The sequence below is a fragment of the Candidatus Latescibacter sp. genome, from assembly GCA_030692375.1.
In the GTDB taxonomy this organism is placed as follows: Bacteria; Latescibacterota; Latescibacteria; order Latescibacterales; family Latescibacteraceae; genus JAUYCD01.
Genome location: JAUYCD010000244.1, coordinates 1 through 19,019, shown reverse-complemented (window position 1 = coordinate 19,019; position 19,019 = coordinate 1). Strand labels below are relative to the sequence as shown.

Genomic DNA, 19,019 nt, shown 5'->3' with positions numbered 1-19,019 from the left:
CCCCTTATTAAGGGGAGAATTATTTACGAAACTGTCTTTTTTTCTTCTTTTTTAACCCCCTTAACAAGGGGGTCGCCGTGAAACGGCGGGGGGATTTTACCCTTTGAGTTTATGAATAGATCGGGCTTAATCTGTTTTTATTTTCTCTTTCAAACTCTGTGCCTTTGTCCCTTTGCGCCTTTTCTTTTTACCCTTTCGGCAGCCGCATCGCCTTATGGCGATAGTTGTAGTTCATTGCGATACGGTAGGGGAGGCCGCGGTGACTGCGAAACACCCTCTTCACAATGTTTCCGAGGGAATAAGCTTCACGGAAGGTGCGGTAAAATTCCTTTTCCAGTGTGGCCGGGGTCATGTTTTTTGGCTGGAAAACCACCTCGCAGGTATGGTACTTTGCCCAGTCGCGGTCGATGATGCGCCCTTCGCTTTCAAGCTTTTGATAGAGCCGGGTTCCCGGGAACGGAGTCAGGATACAGAATACAACAGCATCGATCCGGTGTTCCATGATGAAATCTAGTGTGCGGCGAAACACCGTGGCGTCATCTGTGTCCAATCCGAAAATGAAGCTGCCGAGAATATTTATCCCCGCTTCATGGATTCTTTTTATCGCATCTCCATAGGCATCGGCGTTGTTCCAGTGCTTGTTGATCGCTGCAAGGCTCTCCTGAGAAATCGTTTCGAATCCGATGAAAGCATACTTTCCCCCGCTTTTTGCATAGAGATCGAGCAGCTCGGTGTCGCGGGCAAACGTGATTGATGTCTGGCCGCCCCAGGTTTTTCTCAAGGGGATAAGCGTGCGAAAAAGCTCTTTGGCGTATGCGGGATTGCCGCAGATGTTGTCATCTACAAACATGAAATCACGGGTATCGAACAACCGTATCTCATCGATAACTTCCCCGACTGGTCGGGTACGGAACTGGCGTCCGAAGACACCGGTGACCGCGCAGTATTCGCAATCATGCGGACAACCACGGGTCGCCTGCACCGTATAAAAACCGGAAACATACATTTCACGGTCGATCAGGTCGCGGCGGGGAATTTTCATTTGCTGCATATCACAGGGCTTTTCGCCTTTATAAATCCGGCGGAGGCTTCCCGATTCGGCATCGCGGAGCAGGCCTTCCCAAACCAGTTCGGCCTCGCCGATCACCACCGAATCGGCATGGGTGAGCGCTTCTTCCGGAAGCGCTGACACATGCACTCCGCCCATTACCACCGGCGTTCCCCTTTTCCGGAATTCATCGGCGATGGAGTAGGCGCTCGGGATTTCGGCGGTGAATGCGGTAATTCCCACGAGATCGCAGGGACGGCTGTAATCAACCGGGCCTGCACGGGCGTCATGAATTTCCACCTCCCAATCCAGTGGTGTGAGAGCAGCCAGAGTAGGCAGGCTCAGCCGTACTAATCCGGTTTTCCCTTTAAAAACTTTTCCCCAGAATCCCCGTTCATTTCTCGGTAATACAAGGAGCAGCTTCTTTTTAATGGCAAGTCCCTTTTTATTTAAAAAAGGTATCAGGTGTCCGTGAGTGATAATTTGGCGCGGATGATTTCCAAGAGGCCGGTGATCAATTCCACCTCCACCTCGTATTTTTCAGCGATTTCCGAGCAGGATTCGCCTTTGAGAACTAAATTGAACACTTCCTGCTCTTCCGCTGTCAGATCGGAGCTGGCGGGGTCTTTCACGACCATATGGGTCTTATTGAATTCATCATCACGGGCGCGGCATTCGGCGTCAAATGCGGCGATTTCAGCTTCCCAATTCTCGTTAAGCACTTCTTCTCTCTTTTTCTCGAAGCGGTCATGAAACTTCACCTGACCGATTCGACACTCTTGACGCCGGGTACTTCATTTTTAAGGGCGACTTCGATGCCATGCTTCAGGGTCATGGTGGCCATGGGGCATCCGCCGCATGCGCCTTTCAACCGAACCTTGACCACGCCGTCTTCCATGCTGACAAATTCAACATCGCCGCCGTCAGCCTGAAGCGCGGGCCGTACCTTTTCCAGGGCTTTTTTTACGTCGTCTTCCATTTTTGTACCTTTCTCATGGGTTTATGGGGCGCCGGATATGCCGAAACCTGCTCACCGGCACTTTTTTATTCATGATAACTCAAACAGCAACAACATTTCTTCGATATTAAACTTCTGAAAGAGCATTTGGATGCATCAAGTACGGTATTCCCCGGTAAAAACCGTCTGCGCGCCGCCGGTCATGTACAGTTCTTTATGATCCCTCCATTCTATTATAAGGTCGCCGTATGCCAGGTGCATCATGACCGTATCGAAGGTCATGTGGTTGAGAATCGCAGCGACTACCGAGGCGGTTGCCCCGGTTCCGCAGGCAAACGTCTCGCCGCAGCCGCGCTCCCAAACCCGCATCCGGAGATTGTTCCTGTCGAGCACCTGGACGAATTCGGTGTTGATACGGTTGGGGAAAAGCGGGTGATGCTCAAATTTCGGCCCGAGGACGGCAAGGTTCACCTTGTCCACATCGTCCACAAACACCACACAGTGAGGGTTGCCCACATTCACCAGGGTGACCCGGTACTCGTGACCGTCCACCGGCAGCATCTCGTTCACCACTTTTTCGGCTTCATCGCCGATCATGGGTATGAGGCGCCGATGCAGAATCGGGCTGCCCATGGAGGTAGTCACATCCACGAACCTGCCTTCATCCAGGCTTACCGTCTGGGTGTGCGGGCCGCGCAGACTCCGGGTGATGAATTCGGTTTTTTTCGTATGACCGGATTCCACCACATAGCGGGCGAGACAGCGAATTCCGTTGCCGCACATTTCCGCCTCGCTGCCGTCGCTGTTGATAATCCGCATGGAAAAATCAGCGTCCTCAGCAGGCCCCACCAGAATCAGACCGTCCGCGCCGACCCCGAAGTGACGGTCGCACATTTTCGGAGCGATCTCCAGCGGGTTCAGAAGTATCTCCCTGAACAGGTCGATGATGATGAAATCGTTGCCCAGAGCTTGCATTTTGGTAAATTTCATAGCTGCCTTCGACATGAATGGTAAAGATATACATAACGACATATTTTATTACGTTTTTTCAAAATAGATGCCGAAACGGTTTCATCGTTCCCGCAAAGCGGCAACAAGTTCGGTATGACACGTGTCATCCTGAACTCGTTTCAGTATCTATCATTAGAGGAGGTTGATGAAAAATCGTTTCGTCATTTTTTCGGCTCGATCACCTCAATCCCGCCCATGTATGGCCGCAACACCTCCGGCACCACCACAGAATGATCCTTTCGCTGGTTGCATTCCAGAACGGAGATGAGGATGCGCGGTGTCGCCACATAAGTGTTGTTGAGAGTGTGGCAGAACCGAACATTCCCGCCGGCGTCACGGTAGCGCAGTTTGAGCCTACGGGCCTGGAAATCGAAGAACTTGCTCGAAGAATGGGTTTCGCCGTATCCGCCCCGCGAGGGCATCCAGCACTCGATATCGTATTTTTTCTTCTGCGGCTGCCCAAGGTCGCCTGCGCAGACGATGACCACCCGGTACGGAAGCCCGAGCGCCTTCACCAGGTCTTCCGAGTTCTTCGTGATAAACTCGTGCTCCCCGGCGGAAACATCCGGGTCGGCCTTGCAGACTATCACCTGCTCGATCTTCTGGAACTGGTGTATGCGGTAAAGGCCGCGCGTATCCTTGCCGTAGGTGCCTGCCTCACGGCGGTAGCAGGGGGAAATGCCGCAGTAGTGGAGCGGCAGGTCTTTCTCCTCCAGGATTTCATCATAATGGTATGAGGTCACCGGCACCTCCGAGGTTCCGATGAGGTAGAGCTTGTCGCGCTCGCAGGCATAAGCCTGTTCCTCGCCGCCGGGGAAATAGGCGGTGCCGATCATGGCTATATCCTTCACCAGGTGCGGGACGATCATGGGGGTAAAACCGAGCTTGACCATCCGTCCCAGGGCGAACATGAGCACTGCATATTCGAGAAGCACACCCTCGTTTTTAAGAATATACGACCGCGCCCCTGCCAGTTTAACTCCCCTCGGGATGTCTAAAATGTCCAGCTTTTCCCCGAGCGCCACATGGTCGAGCGGCTCGAAATCGAACAGAGGGACTGCACCCTGACGGCGGATTTCCACATTTTCCGTGTCGTCTGCGCCCTCGGGAACATCGTCATCCGGGGGATTGGGAACCTGCAGCATGAGGGCATTGAATTCCTCCATCACCATCTCAAGCCTCTCTTCAAGTTCCTTTACCTTTTCCGAGACACTCTTCATGAGGGCAATGGCGGCAGCTTTCTCCGCCCCTTTCAGCGCCGCGATCTCCTGGCTGGCGCGGTTCTTTTCCGCTTTGAGGTTCTCCGATTCCTGGAGCAGACTGCGGCGCTCGTCATCGACTTCAAGCAGGCGGTCGATATCCACCTTGATTTTCTTTTTCCTGGCCCCTTCCTTTATGAGGTCGGGGTTCTCCCTGATTAACCTGATATCAAGCATGTCCTCACCACCGGAATAAAGATGTCATAAGCGCTTGCGGCGATTAAGATGCTCCCGAGGGGAGCATTATAAATTTTCATGAAAGCGCCGGAAGGGGGCTTCCTGTAACGATTGAATGAGAATTGGTATTAAGCCGCAAAGCTGATAATCTCCAGCTCCGCGGCGGCATCAACATTTTGGAGAATCTCTTCCACGCGGCTCATCACGGAATCATCAAGCAAGTATTCACCGCAGTTATCGCACTGCAATACCGGCAAGTCTTTCAGAATCACGATGGTTGTCTCACTTACTTTGAATGGAAGATCTGTGATCAATGGCTTCAATCCGGATCCACATACATGGCATTTCATAAGGTGTATCTCCTTATCTTAAGATCATCTTCCCACTCGTCATGGCTCGGACGATAGGCGGTAATGATCCGTACATTGTCACCTTTTACGTCTACTGCGAAAAGTAAATGAAAAACATCGCCGCCAAACTCAGAATATACAAGATAACTTGGAAGATACTTATCTTCTGGATATTTTTCTATGATTTCATAATGTTCATGAGACTCAACAATAGCCTGTCGAGGAATGAACCGGTCTTTCAAGCGTACATTTACATGATAGGTCCATAAAACCTTTCTAAGCTTCACACATCGTTGGATGAAATGTAAAGGATCATCTGGAAATGTATATTCCATTGTAACGATTTCCTTACTGTGAAGTTGACTGTGGCTTCGAAAAAACCGGCAGGCCTACCGGCGAATCTCGTGATGATTTTTACTTTATCGAATAAAAAGCCTCTTTCCCGGCGAAAACCGCGGCATTGCCGAGGTCTTCCTCGATACGGAGGAGCTGGTTGTACTTGGCGATACGGTCGGAGCGGCTGGCGGAGCCGCTCTTGATCTGCCCGGTGTTCTTCCCGACAACAATGTCGGCGATGGTCGAATCCTCGGTTTCGCCGGAACGATGCGATACAACCGCGGTAAACCCGGCTTTCATGGCCATCTCGATAGTATCGAATGTCTCGGTGATGGTCCCGATCTGGTTGACCTTGATGAGAATGGAGTTGGCGGCTTTCAGTTCGACGCCCTTCTTGAGGAACAGTGTATTGGTCACAAAGAGATCGTCGCCGACAATCTGGATGCGGTTTCCGAGCTTCTGCACCATAAGCCGGAATCCTTCCCAGTCGTTCTCATCATGGGAATCCTCTATGGATATGATCGGGTACTTATTCACCAGGTTTACATAAAATTCCACCAGTTCCACGCTTGTCAGCTCACGGTTTCCCTCGCCGACGAGCACATATTTGCCCTTCTCCTTATTGAAGAAGGAACTGGCCGCAGGGTCCAGGGCGATGCAGATATCATCGCCGGGTTTATAACCGGCCTTCGCGATTGCAGTCATGATGACCTGAAGAGCTTCCTCGTTGGATTTAAGGTTCGGGGCAAATCCCCCCTCGTCGCCGACCGCAGTGCTCAAGCCTTTATCTTTGAGCACGGATTTCAGAGCGTGGAAGGTTTCCGCGCCCATACGGAGCGCCTCACGGAAGCTGACCGCCCCGAGCGGCATGATCATGAACTCCTGGAGATCGACATTGTTATCGGCGTGTTTTCCGCCGTTGATGATATTCATCATAGGGACCGGAAGAAGCTTGGCGTTGACTCCGCCAAAGTACTGGTATAGCGGGAGACCTACCGCTTCCGCCGCGGCGCGGGCCACAGCCATCGATACACCGAGAATCGCGTTGGCGCCGAGAAATGATTTGTTCGGGGTGCCGTCGAGCTTGATCATCATCTGGTCGATGCCCACCTGGTCGGTGGCGTCCATAAGCTCAACCTCCGGCGCTATAATGGTATTGACATTCTCCACTGCTTTAAGCACGCCTTTGCCGCCATAGCGGGACAGGTCGCCGTCCCGCAGCTCCACTGCTTCGTTTTCACCGGTGGAGGCGCCTGAGGGCACACACGCCCTTCCGATAGCTCCCGACTCCAGCACCACTTCCACTTCAACGGTGGGATTGCCTCTCGAATCAAGTATTTCTCGGCCTTCGATATTGATAATACCGGTCATGTATTCGCTCCTGTGTCAGTATGCTGCGTTCACTGTGCTCTGCATGGTGCTATAAGGAAAATAAAAATGTATTTTAACACTTTTACGCGAGAAAAGCAAGGGAAGACCGGGGAGGGAGAGGTTTTGCTTGACAAGTAGATATAATATGAATACCTTAAGCGCAGATATTAATCAATGCACCGGTAAGGAACGATATCAATTTCGCATGTATCTGATGCAGAAACCTAATGTCACGATGAGACATGAATTATCACAACGTGAAAAATCGACAGCAGGCATGGTACATTAGTTCCCTGTTGATATATTTTACGGAAACCTTATAAGCCGAAGGTTAATATCACTTTTAGCAATTAATGAGATGAGATTATGCCGAAAAAGAAAAAGCTTGACGTTCAAATACTCGTAGCTGAAGCGGCATGTTTTGCTCAAATGGAGAGTACCTATGACGAACCCATCCTTTATGGCGTGACTGATGGAAAAGCCGTAGGCACTTATTTGGAACACAAGTTCATGCAATATCTCGCCGGGAAATTCGAGTTCAAACAAGGTAACTCCGCATCCGGAATCGATTTCCCCAATCTTGCCGTGGACATGAAAGTTACTATTATCCGCCAACCACAGTCCTCGTGCCCGTTTAAGTCGGCCAGACAGAAGATTTTCGGTCTTGGTTATAGCTTGCTCGTGTTCGTATACGAAAAGACCGATGACCATAATGGCCGAACCGGACGCCTTAATATTTGGCATACAATATTTATTGAGCAGAGCCGAACTGCTGATTACCAAATGACAAAAGGCATACTTCAAATTCTTGAAAACGATGGTAATGTTGACGACCTCATGGCATTCATGTATGACAAAAACTTGCCTGTGGATGATATTGAGGCAAATTCAATTGCAAAAGAAATAATTGAAAATCATCCAAACCAAGGATACCTGACCATATCAAATGCATTGCAATGGCGACTCCAGTATGGTCGTGTAATTCAAGAAGCTGGTAAAATCGAAGGCATCCACCGAGTAAGGTAATAACAAAAAATGATGCGAAAAGCAAAAGATAAATGGGAGTACGGTGACTTTCAGACACCACAGCAACTTGCTGAGGCAGCTATGGTCACGTTACGGCGGTTTAGAATCAACCCCAAGACTATCCTTGAGCCTACGTGCGGAAAAGGTTCCTTTTTACTGGCTGCGATTCACGAATTCCCAGAAGCAACTCGGTTTATAGGGGTAGATATCAACAAACAATACCTTGACGGACTCGAAATAAAGGTTTCTTCATTGGAACAAAGAGATGCTATTGAATTGCTCCAGAGTGATTTCTTTTTCTTTGATTGGCGTGCATTATTTCTTGATCAGCCTCAACCAATTCTAATAGTTGGCAATCCTCCCTGGGTTACCAGTTCAGAACTGGGTTTGTTAGAGAGCAACAATCTCCCCCCCAAAAACAATTTCCAAGAGCGCCGGGGTTATGACGCGATCACAGGCAAAAGTAATTTTGACATTTCGGAATGGATGCTTTTACAATACCTCGCCTGGCTAAAAAACTGTCGCGGTGTAATCGCCGTGCTATGCAAGACGGCCGTTGCACGAAAAGTCCTGTGTCATGCTTGGAAGCATCATTTGGCCGTGTCCGGAGCCAATATGTTTATAATTGATGCGAAGAAACAGTTCGGTGCTTCCGTAGATGCATGCTTTTTTGTGATCGATATGCGAGGGGGAATTAGTTCATCCGATTGTATTGTCTTTGATGATCTCAGTACCGAACAACCATCTCAAATCATTGGTTATCACGATGAAATTGTTCTCTCGAACGTGGGCCTTTACAAGAGATGGCGCCATATTAAGGGGAGTGACGAAGCATACACGTGGAGATCGGGAATAAAACATGATTGTTCAAATGTTATGGAACTTGAACCTGAGGGTGAAAAGTACCGCAATGGGACAGGAGAGCTAATTAGCTTAGAGGATGATTATGTCTATCCAATGCTAAAAAGCTCGGATATCGGAAACGGCGAGATACGCTACGGTCGAAAATACATGCTCGTAACTCAAAAATACGTTGGGGAAGATACCTCCCCAATTAAGAGGATAGCCCCGAGAACATGGGGTTATTTAGAAGCAAATGAGGAAAGGCTTGAAAAGCGGGCGAGTTCTATCTATCGGAATCGACCGAAGTATTCAATTTTTGGAGTAGGTGACTATTCATTTTCTGAATGGAAGGTTGCTATCTCCGGTTTTTATAAACGACTTTCATTTAAACTAATAAAGCCGTATCAAGGCAAAGTCGTCGTTTTGGATGATACGACTTACTTCCTGCCTTGCTGGTCAGAGTCAGAAGCTCATTTCGTCGAAAATTTGTTGAATTCGGAGCCAGCCCAACAGTTTTTCAAGGCAATGATTTTTTGGGCTGACAAACGGCCAATAACAATTGAGATATTGAAACGTCTTGATCTGCATGCTCTTAGCATAGAACTTGGCTGTGAGGCAGAATATTTAAATTACGCACGGCACCGGAAAGAAAAAGAACTCGAGGAAACTCGCGGGCAGTTATCCCTCGGCATTGTGTAGAAAAAGGAAGAATTATCAGGAAATGAAAAAACAATGCACCCATAGAATTATTCCAGCGGACGAGCCATATTACGGCGCGCCGCTGATTTATAATATTCATGTAATATAGTTTGCTATCCTCCCTCGCCGCCAAATCCTCTCAACTCTCCCGCGTGGCTCACATCCTTTCCTTTCTCACCAGGTCTTCCCATGTTTCACGGTCGGTTATCAGTCTTTTTTCGCTGCCGTTGACTATGATTTCAACCGCCCGCGGCCGGGAGTTATAGTTCGAGGACATGGACATCCCGTACGCTCCTGCGCTCATTACAGCGAGGCGGCAGGGGTGACGGAGGGTTTCAATACAAAGCGTCAAGCGGAGTTTTTTTGTCGAGAATTTACCCTGAAATGGGCAGAGACCGAACGCGGATTCTTTCTTGATCAAAGACAACAATACTGCCTTTTTCCAGTGGTTCACCGAGATTGGGAAGATTTGCCAGGAGGAGTTTCACTTGATTCGTGGGACGCCTTTCTGTTCCGCGTCGAAACAGAATCACTGAGGGTTTGGAATACTTCCACAGGGCGAGGATAGTGCCGAAATCGGTATCGGCGGAAATGAGAATGCGATCCTCGATAATGGCTCTTTCGAAAATCATCAAATCTTCTTCCGCTTGCAGTCCCAGATCCCGTACATGCACGGCATCGAATCCTGCATCGCGTAAGGCTTGAGCGAGATTCGGCGAAAGAGCATTATCGATCAGAAATCTCATGCTACTTTCACCGGCGGTAATTCGCGCTCTCTGACTGCTTCCGCGGCATATCGAAGCGCTTCCGTTATGTCTTCCTGCTCGAGATCGGGATACGCTGCAAGAACTTCTGCAACGCTCATCTCATCCGCGATCATATCGATTATTGTTGCCACCGGAATTCGCAGACCGCGCAGGCAGGGAACTCCGCCCATTTGATAGGGGTTTACCGTGATTCGAGTAAATTGCATTTCATGCCTCATATGTTTTTTCAAGATAGCGGTTTAAAAAGTATGAGCTATCTCTGAACCGACCAACCGGGATGCCATTGATATTTTAATATAATGCCATCGTAAAATAAAGCCCAATATTTTATTGTCGTCTCCGGGCGCTCGGTTGCATGGCCCGGCGAGACGTTATACCAAGTTCGAATCAATTCCCTCCTCCGGTATTGACATCTCACGGTCCTTGGCAATAAAATCGCCGGATTCGCAAATCGAGCCCACCACATCCACAGTGTGAAGCGGGGATTTTGCGCTCAATTGCGGGCGGATGGAGGGAAGAGACTATTCTACAAAACAAAGATACCTGATTAAATCGGCTCACCGTTTCCGCGCCTTTAATGTAAACGTGTCCATCACCTTCCCGTTGTTTACCAGCACTGTTTTCCCGTTGATAGTGTCGCTGTTCACATCTAATGAAACGTAATAATAGTAGTTCTCCATATCAGGTTTTCCATCGCCGGTGAAAAAGACATCTCCCGGTATGGCATTATCGAGATGGGTGAGCGGATACATATTTGCTCCTCCTCCCGCGCTGATAATATAGGTTACTCCATCGCGCATGGTACGGTAGTAGATATGATCGTTCCCCGAAAAATGAAGCTGAACGCCATATTTTTTCAGAAGCGATGTAAGTTCGGACGCATATTCCCATACATAATTCTCCTTATCGCCGACCGAATATATCTGGCTGTGAGAGAAAGTGATGATATGCGGGGTAGTCGCTTTCTGCAGAGTCTGCTCCAGCCACTGCCATTGGGCTGAACCTGGTTTAAAATCCGCACCCGGAACGGCGAGAAGGATAAAAGTGATATCTCCATAAACGAAAGAATAATAAAACTCCCAGCCCGATTCCTTCGGCAGATCGTAAAACAGGGAGAAGTGCCGTAATCCCTTATAATACTTATCATGGTCCGCGGACTTAGGCTCACGGACTGTTATTTCATGATTGCCGATTACGGGGAAAAAAGGGATGTGGTTTCGTAACTCCCGCGATTCCTTCTCCCATGGTTCCCAGTCGTTCTCCCGGGATAAAATTCCTCCTCCTCGGGCAACCATATCGCCGGTATTGACGATAAGCGTTGGATTGATTGCAAGAAGTTTAGGGATAAACTTCTGCTTGTGAAAGGATGATCCCTTGCTGTCACCGTAAACTATTATTGACCATTTCCCCAAAGGTGTTGGTTTTGATGCGAGAACCTTCAACGGGCTGTATTCTCCCCAGGGGGGCCAATCATTGGGGCTCGCCCATGAAAATGAAGCAGCCAGGAGAAGACAGAAGAAAAGTCCACTTTCCAGAAAAAGTTTTTTCTTTCGATGATGAAAATATTTCATTCCCTTTTCACCTTTCCTTCCTCACCAGGTCTTCCCATGTTTCACGGTCTGTTATCTGTTTCTTTTCGCTGCCGTTTACCATGATTTCAACCGCCCGCGGACGGGAGTTGTAGTTCGAGGACATGGACATCCCGTACGCTCCGGCGCTCATGACAGCGAGGATATCGCCCTCTTCCGGCATTGACATCTCACGGTCTTTGGCGATAAAATCACCGGATTCGCAGATGGGGCCAACCACATCCACAGTGCGAAGCGGGGTTTTACGCTCCAGTGCGGGCAGGATGGCGTGATAGGATCCATAGAGCGAGGGTCTTGCCAGGTCATTCATACCGGCGTCCACGATGACAAACGTTTTCTCCCCGTTGGACTTGATATAAAGTACACGAGTGAGGAGAATTCCGGCATTTCCGACCATCGACCTTCCCGGCTCCAGGATGAGCGCGCACCCTGTCTTCCTGATGACCGGGATGATCATAAGCGCCCAGTCGGAAGGATCGGGAGGAGATTCCGTATTATAGCGTATGCCCAGCCCGCCGCCGATATCTATGTATTTGAGAGAGATTCCCATATTTTGTATTTCCTCAACCAATGCGCCCAGGCGCTCAGCCGCCGCCCGGAACGGGGTAACATCGAGGAGCTGGCTCCCGATATGCGCATCTATGCCGATTATTTCAATATGGGACATGCCGGCGGCCTCCCGGTAGACCCGGAGAGCTTCAGAGTGGGGAATCCCGAATTTGTTTTTTTTCAGGCCGGTGGAAATATAGGGATGTGTTTTCGGGTCAACATCGGGATTGATGCGAAAAGAAACCGGCGCCCGCAGATTCATGGTTCCGGCGATGCGGTTGATTGTCTTCAGTTCAGATTCCGATTCCACATTGAACATGAGGATGCCGTGCTTGAGAGCATATTCTATCTCCGAAGGGGTTTTGCCTACCCCCGAATAGACAATCCTGCCTGCGGGGATTCCCGCCCGGAGGGCACGAAAAAGCTCTCCCCCGGAGACAATATCAGCTCCCAGACCGTGCCCGGCGAACAGGCTCAAAATGCCGCCGCTGGAATTGGCTTTTACCGAGTAGCAGGTGAGATGGCCGACACTCTCGAAAGCGCCGTTTATGGCGCCGATGTGCCGTTCCAGAGTGGCCTGTGAATATACATAGGCAGGGGTGCCGAACTCTTCTGCAATTACAGATAGGGGGACATCTTCGGCGAAGAGTTTCCTGTTCTTATAGGTAAACAGATGCATGAATCCTCCTTAAATTTTTACCTTTGCCAGACGGTCCACCGCTTCGGCCAGACGCTCTTTCGGGCTGGTCACGGTCATGCGGATATAGCCCTCTCCATACATTCCGAACCCGATTCCCGGAGTGGTGACCACCGCGGCCTCACGGATGAGACGAGCGGTAACATCGGTTGAGCTTGTTCCTTTGGGCAGGCGAATCCACACGTAGAAGGAAGCCCTGGGTTTTTCCACATCCCAGCCCAGGCGCTGAAGTCCGCTAACCAGCACATCGCGGCGTTCACAGTAGATACGGTTGTTCTCGGCGACGCAATCCTGGCTCGATTCCAGAGCGGTGATTCCGGCGTACTGGATGGGCTGGAACACCCCGGAATCCAGGTTGGTTTTAACCTTGCCCAGTCCCCGGATCAGGTCGGTGTTCCCCAACGCCGCCGCTACCCGCCACCCGGTCATGTTGTAGGTCTTGGAGAGGCTGTAAAATTCGATTCCCACCTCCTTGGCGCCGGGAGTCTCCAGGAAGGATTCCGCGCGGTAGCCGTCAAAGGTCACATCCGCATAAGCTGCATCGTGGGCGACAATGATAGTATATTCCCGGGCGAACTCCACCACCTTCCGGAAAAATGCCCGGTCGCAGGTCGCCGCTGTGGGATTGTTGGGATAGTTGATGAACATCAGCTTCGCCTTTTTCGCTATATCCGCCGGAATCCGGCCCAGGTCTGGAAGGAAGCTGTTTTCTTTCAGGAGAGGCATGGCATAGGGTTCTCCACCTGCGAGGATTGTCCCGGCGGTATAGACCGGATAACCGGGATCGGGCACAAGCACGATGTCTCCCGGGTTGACAAACGCCAGCGGCAGATGACCGATGCCTTCCTTGGACCCGATGAGAGTGACCACCTCGCTCGCCGGATCGACCTCGACCTCCCTCGTGCGCCGGTAATACGCAGCTATGCTTTTCCGGAAATCTGTCATTCCGGTATATGAAGGATACTGGTGATTGGCCGGGTCGAAGGCGGTTTCATTCAACCGCTCGATGATGTGACGGGGGGTAGGGAGATCGGGGTCGCCGACCCCCAGGTTTATGACATCATGTCCCGCCCGGATTGCCTTCTGCTTCATCTCGTCGATAGCGGCGAAAAGGTAGGGCGGAAGTTTGGCCAGACGGTCCGCATAGGTGACATGCAAGGGCATGGGGGTTCCTTTCTCTAAGGTTAAAATATCTCTCGCAAAGATGCAAAAACGCAAAGAAAAAAGCTATATATGACGACTTAATCATTGCGCATGTTTTGAGTGTTTAGATCCTGAAACGGTTTTATCGTTCCCGCGAAGCGGCAACAAGTTCAGGATGCAGCGGACTCTTCGACAGGCTCAGAGTCCGATGACCGAGAACTGAGCTTGTCGAAGTGCACGTGTCATGCCGAACTCGTTTCGGCATCTATGCTATCCCAGTGGTTCAAGGGCGGCTTTAAAAGTTATATCTCTCCCTCATCCAATTCCTTTGCCCCGTTTTTCCGAAACTTTCCCTCTCCCGATACAATGAGAGCCCCGGCGATAATCATGCACCCGCCGATAATTTTTATTATGCCCGGCATCTGTCCCAGGAACAGGAAAGCGAGCAGTGCGGAAAGCACTACCTCCAGGGTCATCAGCACGCTTCCACCTGCGGTCTTCACATACTTGAAACCATACACAAGTGTGAACTGGGCAAGCATCCCGAACAGCGCCGCAAGCAGCATATAGACGCCGCCCTTTGCTCCCGGAATCACGATGCCGTTCACCAGGAACGGGAGGGAAACCGTCACTCCGGCAATGGAATGATAATATAACACGGTCGAGGAATCATCAGTTTTTCGCAGCTCACGCAGGAATGCCACCGCAATTCCCGCGCAGAGGCCGTTCAGGAGCCCCCAGGCGTACCCCGCGCTTGGATGGAAAGCGGCGGGATTCATCATGACCACCACCCCCAGGAGGCTCACCGCCAGAACGGCAAGGCTGGTGCGGCTCACTTTTTCACCATAGATAAGGGCCGCAATGGTTACTGCAAACACCGGAAATGTGTATTTAAGAATAATGGCTTCCGCGACAGGTATTGTCGCGATAGAGAAAAAGTAAAAGATTCCGCCCACCGAGGCGGCTGCCGACCGGTAGAGAAGCAGGCGTCTGTTCACCGGATGCACGGTAATCAGCCCCGCGTTCCTCAGGACAATGAGCGCAAGCGCCATGAACAGGAACCGCGCCAGCACAAGGTGACCCACCGGAACCGTTTCCGAGCCGAGCCGCACGAACAGCGCGGTGAGTGCGAAAAAGAGCGACCCCAGCGCCATCATGGCCGGGCCGATCAGCCGGTTTTCAACCGAGTGCTCCATCACCCCCGCTTTCCCTGATCCTTATGATCTCGTGCTCGATATACTTGAGGCTGATGAAAACGAGATTCCGATTCTTTGTCCAGGCGGCGATAATGCCGCCTTCTCCGGAACACTGGCCGGTAAGCGCCTCGCTTCTGTCACGTACCACGGTGATGGCTCTCCCGGTGAAATCCTCCCTGGCAAGCGACCGGTGACGCCAGGTCTCGCAGCCCTCGACAGCCCTGCCGCCATCGAAAGCGAGAATTCGCACAGTCACCCCTCGTTTGACCGCCCGCAGTATTTCCTCTTCGAGCCGAGAAATCTCCTCGCTCCAGAGCGCCAGCGCCAGTTCTTTTTCCGCATCCTCGATCATCTCCACGGATTTGGCGATGATTTCCTCGTATCCCCGCACATTGAATATGTAATCCACCCGGTCGGAGGCCTTTTCCTCCGCAAGCAATTGTCCCAATGTCTCTAAAGATGACCGGAATTCCTTCGAGAGCCGCCGCACCAGCTCTTCCGGCGGCAGCGGCGCATATTTCACCGGGTTCTCTTCTACAGGGATGAGCAGCCCCTTACGATTCAGGCGCTCGATGCACTCGTACACCTTGGAGCGCGGTATCCCCGACCTTCCAGAAAGTTCGTACCCGGTAAGCGGGTTTTCCGCCACCAGTGCCACATACGCCCGTGATTCGTACAGCGAAAATCCCAGGCCGGTCATGATGGATTCTATGTGCTCGTTTTTCATTGGTAACCACTCCGGTAGTTAATATAGGGAAAAGAAAAAAAATGTCAAGAGGATTTTTAAATATTAGCTATCTTTTGAAATATCCGGTGCAGACACTACAGGTACAATATGGTGAGGCGGGTACTCTGCATTCTATGAGAATCGAGGGGAAAATCGCTTGACTTTTTGAGGAATATTGCTATACTGTACTCTCTGAAACTCGCTGTCGGATGGATGACACGCCAGGAAAAGATGATATATAAAGGTGTTTCCCACGGAAGAGACCGTGAATGAAGCCCTTCGGTCCTTCATCGAAGTAGCGTAACAATCGGTCAGCCAATAACAATTTCAACATAGATGGGAGGTTCCTGTGAAAGGGATTCAGTTCCTTGTGGATGCAACAGGTAAAAAAAAGTCCGTGCTCATCGACCTGAAGGCACACGGCGAGATATGGGAAGATATCTACGATTCCATTATTGCTCGTGAGCGGGCTGATGAGCCCCGTGAGAGCTTGGAAACAGTCAGGAAACGACTGAAACGAAGAGGTCGGTTTGAACCTGGTAAGTAAGTATACAATTACATTCGCCCGTTCAGCGAGGAAGGAACTCGAAGCGCTCGACGCCGCAATATTCTCTAATGTGTTCAGACGGATAGAAGCGCTTGCCGACTTTCCACGACCTGACGGCTGTAGAAAAATCCGGGGCGAACGAACAGCATGGAGAATCCGCGTAGGTGATTATCGGGTTATCTATGCAATTGATGACACAAACCGGAACGTGGATATTATCGCCGTCCGGCATCGCTCGGATGCGTATCGATAAGTACGAACTACAAAATGATTTACAGGGAGCGTACTATGTCAATGGTAATGATCGACGAAGAGAGATTGAAAGATTTATTGAAATCAGCACTAGTCGAAGCTCTTGAAGAACGTCGTGATCTTGTGCAGGATATTGTGGAAGAAGCCATGGAAGATATCGGTCTTGCATGCGCCATCGAACAGGGATTCCGCTGCGAATCCATCCCGCGTGAGGAGGTCTTCGCAATCTTGAAGGAGGCCGGAGAGTGAAGGTTGAGTTCAAGGACAGTTTTGCGAAGGACCTCAGGAGCTTGAAAGATAAAGGGCTGCTGAAGTGTGTGGTTCTCTATGAGCAAATCAGAACAAAAGGAGGGATTCAGGTGAAAAAAAAGATACTCAAGTCGAGAGTCATTTTGAAACCGGAGGTGTGCGGAGGGAGACCCTGTATCCGCGACACTCGTATCGAAATCGCGGTGATACTGGACGGTCTGGCCGAAGGAATGACGGAAGCGGAGATCATGGACCACTACCCTCAGCTTGCCACAGAGGATATCCGCGCCGCGTTAGCCTATGCCGCCGAGTTGTCGCATGAAAGCATTTGGAAAACGGTGGTATCCGCATGAAGTTGAAGCTGGATGAGAACCTGTCGCGTCATCTGATACCTGTCTTGACGAATATGGGGCACGATGTGATGACGGCACTCATCCAGGTATTATCCTGTTCCGTCCCTCTTCGATGGGTCCTTCATCAGTCAACAGTTTCATCGCCGATTTCATTCAATCCGCCGAACTGAAACAACTTGCCTCATGTGTTGCCATTGTTGACACTTCACACGTCCGAGTCCCGGAGAAATAGCCATATCGCCCGACGGTTCTAACCTGTGACACCCAAACCGTAGGCGTTCAATCTCAGGAATACGCTTGACTTTTTTTCAAATTTTGCTATAATGTGAAATGGTAAAGACTGATTGTGTGGTATAGTATAAAAATATTTTCACGGAGAATCCGATGCAATTGACAGCAGTTTTCAAGAAGTTTCCGGAAGGCTACTCGGCGTTTGTCGAGGAACTTCCTGGAGCCAACACTCAGGGTGAAACACTCGAAGAGGCGCGCAGAAACCTTGCCGAGGCAGTCCAGCTTGTTCTCGAAGCCAACCGTCAGCTTGCAGAGGAATCCCTTGCAGGCGAAGAGGTGATCCGTGAGCCAATTACAATGCCCGCATCATGAAACGAAATGATTTGATTCGTCATATTGAATGTCACGGTTGCGCAGAACCTTCAACTTGTTTTTGAGACATCGCTGAAGATTTTATGCCGATCCGCATAAGACGCCATGATAGAACACTAACTATAACGCAAGTAGCTGAATATTCAATTGTTTGCACGCATCTATAAAATAATTTATCGGCGTGTTATATTGACAGGAAAGCAACATTCAGCATCTTATGCGGATCAATCTAATTATTGTTGGACATAAAATAATATGAAACCATCACGTATACTCATGCCCAGCATGGGCACAGCCGAATGGAGAGCGAAACTTGCAGACCCTTATCTTCATTGGCGGCGCAAGAAGTCCGCGTGGGAATTGGCCGTGTCGTGGGAATCGCGCCGCACAGACGAATCTGGGTTTCCCCCTGAAATCGAGACAGCCTTGAATTCCCATCCCGTTTTTGAATCTGCCCGCCTATTGATGGCCGTCCCAGAACACCGGGTGAAATTGGATGACGACCGACGCCCCTCCCAGAATGATCTCTGGGCTGTTGTCCTCTTGAAACAAGGCTACGCATCTGCTGCCATTGAGGCGAAGGCGGGAGAGGAATTCGACAAGACAATCAGCGAGTGGATGGCGAAGGAATCCGAAGGAAAGACTGAACGGCTGAAGTTCTTGACAAAAACGCTTGGCCTTTCTGAGACACCACCAGGACACATCCGATATCAGCTTGTTCACAGGACGGCATCAGCAGTCATTGAAGCTAACCGATGGAAGGCACCTGTTGCACTTATGCTAGTACAATGTTTCAAGGAATCGCCGACAAGTTGGTCAGATTACTGTGCCTTCGCTGAACTCTTTGATATCAAGGTGGAAAGACGCGGGGTGATTTCAGGTCCAAAGAGGATTGAGGATGTTGACCTTTTCCTTGGCTGGATTGTTTCCCCAATGGCAGATGACGCAACTGCAGCCAAAGCAATTTGATGAAGAATGTCCAACAATTGCATCCAGCCGACGCCGGGCATCTGCGGTGGATTTCTGCGTATTTTTTGGCGGCGTCGGCTGATGCATGACGTTATACGGAAGAAAGTCCTTCCACATAAAAAAGGGGAGATCAAAATGAGAAAAATTATATTGAATTTAATTATTCGCTTATCGATTTGAAACAGCACTCTTGACATTTGATGCAAAAATATATATGTTTACACCAGTACAACAGATGAATCTTTGAACTGGAGGTAAGCATGAGTAATTATAATGAAATCAGTTTTTTCGAGTTTCAAG

24 protein-coding genes and 1 pseudogene are annotated in these 19,019 nt (G+C 50.1%); 8 read left to right on the top strand and 17 right to left on the bottom strand.

Annotation, left to right across the window (positions count from 1 at the left end):
• Positions 1–187: 187 nt before the first annotated feature.
• The 8 genes from Q8O92_14810 to eno all read right to left on the bottom strand — a co-directional run bounded on the left by Q8O92_14810 (position 188) and on the right by eno (position 6,510).
• Entirely contained in the window at positions 188–1,348 is a 1,161-nt protein-coding gene (locus Q8O92_14810; GenBank protein ID MDP2984587.1) for a radical SAM protein, read from the bottom strand.
• A gap of 161 nt (positions 1,349–1,509) precedes the next feature.
• A complete protein-coding gene (locus Q8O92_14805) occupies positions 1,510–1,770 on the bottom strand; it encodes a hypothetical protein (protein MDP2984586.1) in 261 nt (86 codons plus the stop codon).
• 35 nt (positions 1,771–1,805) lie between these two features.
• Positions 1,806–2,027 carry a NifU family protein gene (locus tag Q8O92_14800; GenBank protein MDP2984585.1) on the bottom strand — a complete coding sequence of 74 codons (222 nt, stop codon included), beginning with the start codon at positions 2,025–2,027 and terminating at the stop codon, positions 1,806–1,808.
• Positions 2,028–2,162: 135 nt separating this feature from the next.
• Positions 2,163–2,996, bottom strand: coding sequence for a diaminopimelate epimerase (dapF, locus tag Q8O92_14795; protein ID MDP2984584.1), 834 nt, complete (start codon positions 2,994–2,996; stop codon positions 2,163–2,165).
• 182 nt (positions 2,997–3,178) lie between these two features.
• The gene (gene serS / locus Q8O92_14790; GenBank protein ID MDP2984583.1) at positions 3,179–4,453 is read right to left on the bottom strand and encodes a serine--tRNA ligase; all 1,275 of its coding nucleotides are present in this window, start codon (positions 4,451–4,453) and stop codon (positions 3,179–3,181) included.
• Positions 4,454–4,581: 128 nt separating this feature from the next.
• Positions 4,582–4,803, bottom strand: a complete 222-nt coding sequence (locus Q8O92_14785) for a type II toxin-antitoxin system MqsA family antitoxin (GenBank protein ID MDP2984582.1) — start codon at positions 4,801–4,803, stop codon at positions 4,582–4,584.
• The gene (locus tag Q8O92_14780) at positions 4,800–5,138 is read right to left on the bottom strand and encodes a DUF4258 domain-containing protein (protein MDP2984581.1); all 339 of its coding nucleotides are present in this window, start codon (positions 5,136–5,138) and stop codon (positions 4,800–4,802) included. The genes Q8O92_14785 and Q8O92_14780 overlap by 4 nt, the downstream gene beginning before the upstream one ends.
• A gap of 79 nt (positions 5,139–5,217) precedes the next feature.
• The gene (gene eno / locus Q8O92_14775) at positions 5,218–6,510 is read right to left on the bottom strand and encodes a phosphopyruvate hydratase (protein ID MDP2984580.1); all 1,293 of its coding nucleotides are present in this window, start codon (positions 6,508–6,510) and stop codon (positions 5,218–5,220) included.
• A gap of 366 nt (positions 6,511–6,876) precedes the next feature.
• On the opposite strand from eno, the gene Q8O92_14770 reads away from it, so the two are divergent.
• Positions 6,877–7,536 (top strand): restriction endonuclease, encoded by a 660-nt coding sequence (locus Q8O92_14770; GenBank protein MDP2984579.1) that lies wholly within the window; start codon positions 6,877–6,879, stop codon positions 7,534–7,536.
• Between the two features lie 9 nt (positions 7,537–7,545).
• The gene (locus Q8O92_14765) at positions 7,546–9,078 is read left to right on the top strand and encodes an SAM-dependent DNA methyltransferase (protein MDP2984578.1); all 1,533 of its coding nucleotides are present in this window, start codon (positions 7,546–7,548) and stop codon (positions 9,076–9,078) included.
• Positions 9,079–9,235: 157 nt separating this feature from the next.
• On the opposite strand, the pseudogene Q8O92_14760 reads toward Q8O92_14765, so the two are convergent.
• The 9 genes and pseudogenes from Q8O92_14760 to Q8O92_14720 all read right to left on the bottom strand — a co-directional run bounded on the left by Q8O92_14760 (position 9,236) and on the right by Q8O92_14720 (position 15,746).
• Positions 9,236–9,391, bottom strand: a pseudogene (locus Q8O92_14760) (diaminopimelate decarboxylase).
• Positions 9,392–9,452: 61 nt separating this feature from the next.
• Positions 9,453–9,824 carry a DUF5615 family PIN-like protein gene (locus tag Q8O92_14755; GenBank protein ID MDP2984577.1) on the bottom strand — a complete coding sequence of 124 codons (372 nt, stop codon included), beginning with the start codon at positions 9,822–9,824 and terminating at the stop codon, positions 9,453–9,455.
• Positions 9,821–10,051, bottom strand: coding sequence for a DUF433 domain-containing protein (locus Q8O92_14750; GenBank protein MDP2984576.1), 231 nt, complete (start codon positions 10,049–10,051; stop codon positions 9,821–9,823). The genes Q8O92_14755 and Q8O92_14750 overlap by 4 nt, the downstream gene beginning before the upstream one ends.
• Before the next feature lie 165 nt (positions 10,052–10,216).
• Entirely contained in the window at positions 10,217–10,315 is a 99-nt protein-coding gene (locus Q8O92_14745) for a hypothetical protein (GenBank protein ID MDP2984575.1), read from the bottom strand.
• Positions 10,316–10,402: 87 nt separating this feature from the next.
• Complete coding sequence (locus tag Q8O92_14740; GenBank protein ID MDP2984574.1) at positions 10,403–11,416, bottom strand: metallophosphoesterase; 1,014 nt, start codon at positions 11,414–11,416, stop codon at positions 10,403–10,405.
• A 7-nt stretch (positions 11,417–11,423) separates the two neighbouring features.
• Positions 11,424–12,662, bottom strand: coding sequence for a diaminopimelate decarboxylase (gene lysA / locus Q8O92_14735; protein MDP2984573.1), 1,239 nt, complete (start codon positions 12,660–12,662; stop codon positions 11,424–11,426).
• Between the two features lie 9 nt (positions 12,663–12,671).
• A complete protein-coding gene (locus tag Q8O92_14730; protein MDP2984572.1) occupies positions 12,672–13,844 on the bottom strand; it encodes an LL-diaminopimelate aminotransferase in 1,173 nt (390 codons plus the stop codon).
• Positions 13,845–14,125: 281 nt separating this feature from the next.
• Entirely contained in the window at positions 14,126–15,019 is an 894-nt protein-coding gene (locus Q8O92_14725; GenBank protein ID MDP2984571.1) for a DMT family transporter, read from the bottom strand.
• Positions 15,003–15,746, bottom strand: coding sequence for a TrmB family transcriptional regulator (locus tag Q8O92_14720; GenBank protein MDP2984570.1), 744 nt, complete (start codon positions 15,744–15,746; stop codon positions 15,003–15,005). The genes Q8O92_14725 and Q8O92_14720 overlap by 17 nt, the downstream gene beginning before the upstream one ends.
• 349 nt (positions 15,747–16,095) lie before the next feature.
• On the opposite strand from Q8O92_14720, the gene Q8O92_14715 reads away from it, so the two are divergent.
• The 6 genes from Q8O92_14715 to Q8O92_14690 all read left to right on the top strand — a co-directional run bounded on the left by Q8O92_14715 (position 16,096) and on the right by Q8O92_14690 (position 18,719).
• Complete coding sequence (locus Q8O92_14715; GenBank protein MDP2984569.1) at positions 16,096–16,293, top strand: hypothetical protein; 198 nt, start codon at positions 16,096–16,098, stop codon at positions 16,291–16,293.
• A complete protein-coding gene (locus tag Q8O92_14710) occupies positions 16,277–16,546 on the top strand; it encodes a type II toxin-antitoxin system RelE/ParE family toxin (GenBank protein ID MDP2984568.1) in 270 nt (89 codons plus the stop codon). The genes Q8O92_14715 and Q8O92_14710 overlap by 17 nt, the downstream gene beginning before the upstream one ends.
• A gap of 35 nt (positions 16,547–16,581) precedes the next feature.
• Entirely contained in the window at positions 16,582–16,794 is a 213-nt protein-coding gene (locus Q8O92_14705; GenBank protein MDP2984567.1) for a hypothetical protein, read from the top strand.
• A gap of 110 nt (positions 16,795–16,904) precedes the next feature.
• Positions 16,905–17,147: a DUF433 domain-containing protein gene (locus Q8O92_14700; GenBank protein MDP2984566.1), complete on the top strand. Its 243-nt coding sequence runs from the start codon at positions 16,905–16,907 to the stop codon at positions 17,145–17,147.
• A 384-nt stretch (positions 17,148–17,531) separates the two neighbouring features.
• Positions 17,532–17,750 (top strand): type II toxin-antitoxin system HicB family antitoxin, encoded by a 219-nt coding sequence (locus Q8O92_14695; protein ID MDP2984565.1) that lies wholly within the window; start codon positions 17,532–17,534, stop codon positions 17,748–17,750.
• Between the two features lie 255 nt (positions 17,751–18,005).
• On the top strand, positions 18,006–18,719 hold the full coding sequence (locus tag Q8O92_14690; GenBank protein ID MDP2984564.1) for a hypothetical protein: 714 nt from the start codon (positions 18,006–18,008) through the stop codon (positions 18,717–18,719).
• The last annotated feature ends 300 nt before the right edge of the window (positions 18,720–19,019 follow it).

Excerpts from the sequence above, each read along its gene's own strand:
- Q8O92_14755 (MDP2984577.1), bottom strand. The coding sequence starts at position 9,824 with ATGAGATTTCTGATCGATAATGCTCTTTCGCCGAATCTCGCTCAAGCC.
- Q8O92_14765 (MDP2984578.1), top strand. The coding sequence starts at position 7,546 with ATGATGCGAAAAGCAAAAGATAAATGGGAGTACGGTGACTTTCAGACA.
- Q8O92_14785 (MDP2984582.1), bottom strand. The coding sequence starts at position 4,803 with ATGAAATGCCATGTATGTGGATCCGGATTGAAGCCATTGATCACAGAT.
- serS (MDP2984583.1), bottom strand. The coding sequence starts at position 4,453 with ATGCTTGATATCAGGTTAATCAGGGAGAACCCCGACCTCATAAAGGAA.
- eno (MDP2984580.1), bottom strand. The coding sequence starts at position 6,510 with ATGACCGGTATTATCAATATCGAAGGCCGAGAAATACTTGATTCGAGA.
- Q8O92_14695 (MDP2984565.1), top strand. The coding sequence starts at position 17,532 with ATGCAATTGACAGCAGTTTTCAAGAAGTTTCCGGAAGGCTACTCGGCG.
- Q8O92_14780 (MDP2984581.1), bottom strand. The coding sequence starts at position 5,138 with ATGGAATATACATTTCCAGATGATCCTTTACATTTCATCCAACGATGT.
- Q8O92_14725 (MDP2984571.1), bottom strand. The coding sequence starts at position 15,019 with ATGGAGCACTCGGTTGAAAACCGGCTGATCGGCCCGGCCATGATGGCG.
- Q8O92_14740 (MDP2984574.1), bottom strand. The coding sequence starts at position 11,416 with ATGAAATATTTTCATCATCGAAAGAAAAAACTTTTTCTGGAAAGTGGA.
- Q8O92_14800 (MDP2984585.1), bottom strand. The coding sequence starts at position 2,027 with ATGGAAGACGACGTAAAAAAAGCCCTGGAAAAGGTACGGCCCGCGCTT.
- Q8O92_14720 (MDP2984570.1), bottom strand. The coding sequence starts at position 15,746 with ATGAAAAACGAGCACATAGAATCCATCATGACCGGCCTGGGATTTTCG.
- Q8O92_14705 (MDP2984567.1), top strand. The coding sequence starts at position 16,582 with ATGTCAATGGTAATGATCGACGAAGAGAGATTGAAAGATTTATTGAAA.
- lysA (MDP2984573.1), bottom strand. The coding sequence starts at position 12,662 with ATGCATCTGTTTACCTATAAGAACAGGAAACTCTTCGCCGAAGATGTC.
- Q8O92_14770 (MDP2984579.1), top strand. The coding sequence starts at position 6,877 with ATGCCGAAAAAGAAAAAGCTTGACGTTCAAATACTCGTAGCTGAAGCG.
- dapF (MDP2984584.1), bottom strand. The coding sequence starts at position 2,996 with ATGAAATTTACCAAAATGCAAGCTCTGGGCAACGATTTCATCATCATC.
- Q8O92_14690 (MDP2984564.1), top strand. The coding sequence starts at position 18,006 with ATGAAACCATCACGTATACTCATGCCCAGCATGGGCACAGCCGAATGG.
- Q8O92_14730 (MDP2984572.1), bottom strand. The coding sequence starts at position 13,844 with ATGCCCTTGCATGTCACCTATGCGGACCGTCTGGCCAAACTTCCGCCC.
- Q8O92_14750 (MDP2984576.1), bottom strand. The coding sequence starts at position 10,051 with ATGCAATTTACTCGAATCACGGTAAACCCCTATCAAATGGGCGGAGTT.